Below are 3,033 nucleotides of genomic sequence, written 5' to 3'. Positions count from 1 at the left end.
GGCTGGGTGGCGGATGGGCAGAAGGTCTGGTCATCTGGCGCGCGGTTCGCCGACTACGGCCTGCTGCTCGCTCGCACCGACCCGGACGTGCCCAAGCACGCCGGGATCACCGCGTTCCTCGTGCCCATGGGCGCCGCCGGTATCGAGATCCGTCCGATCCGGCAGATGAGCGGGGGGACGTCGTTCAACGAGGTCTTCCTCACCGGCGTCCGGATCCCCGACAGCCTGCGCGTCGGTGCTGTCGGCAACGGCTGGCGGGTGGCGAACGCGACGCTGTCCTTCGAACGCACCGCGTCCGGTTCGGTGACTCGGCGTAAGGGAGGAACCTTCGATGACGTGCTGGAACTCGCCCGTTCGCTTGGCCGGGCCGGCGACCCGGTCGTCCGCCAGCAGCTCGCCGATCTCCACATCCGGACGGTGCTGCGGGCCGCCACCGCCGGGCGGGTGGCGCGGGCCGCCGCCGCCGGGATGCCGCCGGGGCCGGCGGCCTCGGTCGGCAAGCTGGTCGCGTCCGACGTGCTGACCCGAACCGGGGAGCTCGCCGTCGACCTGCTCGGCGGCCGGGCCGCGGCTGACACCGGCGAAGGATTCGCCTGGACGGAGCACCTGCTGGGCGCGCCCGGCTACCGGCTCGCTGGTGGGACCGACCAGATCCAGCGGAACATCATCGGCGAGCGGGTGCTGGGTCTGCCGGCCGAGCCACGGGCCGACAAGGACCTCCCCTGGTCCGGACTGTCCCGATCCTGAGCGGTGGCCGCCAGACCCGGCCCGCGGCTCGCGCCGCGCCCGCCTGGCCCGCTACCCAGGTGGGTTCGCCAGGGAGGCGACGATGTGGAACTCCACGCCGAACGGGTCCTCAGCGGCGGCGATACGTCCGTAGGGGGAGTCCTGGGGCGCGCCGGAGATGGTGCCGCCAGCGTCGACAATCCGCCGGGCGGCCGCATCGGTGTCGTCCACCTGGAAGTAGGTGATCCAGGATGAGGAGCGCGCGTCGGCCACGCCGTGGATCCCGCCGACTATGTGGCCGTCCGGGCGGTGCAGCAGCGTGTAGTCGATGTCGGGCGTCCGCACGGGTTCCAGGGTGTAGTCGAAAATCGCCTGGTAGAACGTGCGGGTCGCCTCGGCGGCGGGAGTGCGCAGCTCGTTCCACGCCAGGGAACCGGGCTCGTCGACAATGCGCGCGCCGGGGTGCGTACGCCCCTGCCAGAGGCCGAACTGCGCGCCGGCCGGGTCGCGCGCGATCGCCATCCGCCCGGCGTCCATCACGTCCATGGGCGCCATGACCAGCTGGCCACCAGCGTCGGCGATGTGCTTGGCGGTGCCGTCACAGTCATCGCTGGCGAAGTAGAGGTTCCACCAGAAAGAAGCGGCCTGCGGGTCAGGGTTCGCCATGACGGCCGCGACCGGCTGCCCGCGCAGCAGGCACATCGTGTAGCCCTCGGTCTCGGGCGGGCCTTCCTCGAACTCCCAGCCGAACAGCGCGCCGTAGAACTCCTTTGCGCGTTGAATGTCGGGAATGCCAAGGTCGAGCCAGGTAGGTGTCCCCGTCGGTGGATTGCTCGTGATGTTGACCATGAGATTGTCTCCTTCGGGCCTGTCGGATATAGGTCTGCCTACCCATCCTTGACATCCCCGGACGGCTCTGCCAGTTCCCACGTGCGGGCACTCGCCGCGATAGATGCCCGGTATCACGCGGGAGCGGACTGACCGGGGAGGAGGAACGGAAGGGGATCCCGGGAGAGAGGGCAAGCCCTGCCGGCCTACCAAGGGCTGACCTGCAACGCTGCAACGCTGTGACGCTGGGCAGTATGCCAGCGATCAATGACCCGAACCGGCCAGTCCACTATGACTATCAGCATAGGCGTGCAACCCGTACAGCGATCTTGTTCGACAACCATGGTTGTCGGCCTGTTGGGTGACAGCTATGGCTGTCGCATGGCGGACGATGCTGCGTCGGCACGTGGTGAGAAGTCGGCGGGCGCCTTTTAGCCCAGCGGGTTACATGTTCTTCGCATCCTGCGGTCGGTAGGGAGTGGGGATAACCGTGCCCCGATAGCGATGGCGGGTGGTGCCCACTTTCTCGGGGTTGACCAGCATCCTGTCCTCCTTATGCGGATAGATGCGCAGCCGGCCTGGGGGCTCGCGGCTATTTGAGCAGAATCCTGGGCTGCGCTGTCGGGAAGTTCAGCAGCGTTGAGATGCCGCGGACAGGATCTGGCTGCCTTGGCCGTCACCGACCGTGAACTGTGATGGAAGGTTATGGCGCCGCGACAGCGGCGGTGTCGTGATGGGCGGGGCTGGTGTGGATGGTCGCGGCCGATAGCCGGCGGATGTGGCGCAGGAGGTGGGCTTCCGCGGCGTGCGCGACGTCGTGGGCGGCGGTCAGCGTCAGATCCGGGTCGACGGTAACGTCGGCTTCGGCGCGCAGAGTGTGGCCGATCCAGCGCAGGCGCAGTTCGCGGACGGTTTCGATGCCGTCGGTGTGCAGGAGGGTTCGGGTGGCTTCGGCGACCGTCTCGGGGTCGACAGCGTCCATGAGCCGGGCGCCGACGACGCGGGCGGCGGAGCGTAGCACCCCGAGGACCGCAACGGTGATCGCCAGGCCGGCGACGGGGTCGGCCCAGCGCCAGTCCAGGGCGACGCCGACGGCGCCGAGGACAACCGCGAGGCTGGTGAAGCCGTCGGTGCGGGCGTGCAGGCCGTCGGCGACGAGGGCTGCGGAGCCGATCTGGTGGCCGACGAGGATGCGGTAGCGGGCGACGATCTCGTTGCCGGCGAAGCCGACGAGCCCGGCTGCGGCCACCGCGGCGAGGTGGTTGATGTGCTGGGGGTGGAGCAGGCGGTCGATCGCAGCCCAGGCGGCGAGCGCACTCGACAGGGTGATCATTGCGAGGACGGCGAGTCCGGCGAGGTCTTCGGCACGGCCGTAGCCGTAGGTGAACCGGGTGGTGGGCGGGCGGCGCGTGAGGGTGAAGGCGAGGAGGAGCGGGACCGCGGTGAGCGCGTCGGCGATGTTGTGCAAGGTGTCGCCAA

At 69.6% G+C, this 3,033-nt stretch carries 3 protein-coding genes; 1 reads left to right on the top strand and 2 read right to left on the bottom strand.

Translation table 11 applies throughout. The annotated features are described in order from the left end of the window. A partial coding sequence (locus tag MJ783_RS21830; protein WP_239313419.1) for an acyl-CoA dehydrogenase family protein occupies window positions 1–747 on the top strand: 747 nt, incomplete at its 5' end. Between the two features lie 51 nt (window positions 748–798). Here the strand turns inward: MJ783_RS21830 and MJ783_RS21825 are convergent. Both MJ783_RS21825 and MJ783_RS21820 read right to left on the bottom strand, forming a co-directional pair. Then, a complete protein-coding gene (locus tag MJ783_RS21825; RefSeq protein WP_239313417.1) occupies window positions 799–1,575 on the bottom strand; it encodes a VOC family protein in 777 nt (258 codons plus the stop codon). A gap of 682 nt (window positions 1,576–2,257) precedes the next feature. After that, on the bottom strand, window positions 2,258–3,033 hold a 776-nt coding region (locus tag MJ783_RS21820; RefSeq protein WP_239313415.1), incomplete at its 5' end, for a cation diffusion facilitator family transporter.

This window comes from Protofrankia sp. Cj3 (assembly GCF_917627355.1).
In the GTDB taxonomy this organism is placed as follows: Bacteria; Actinomycetota; Actinomycetes; order Frankiales; family Frankiaceae; genus Protofrankia.
This window is presented reverse-complemented; position numbering and strand designations above follow the sequence as displayed.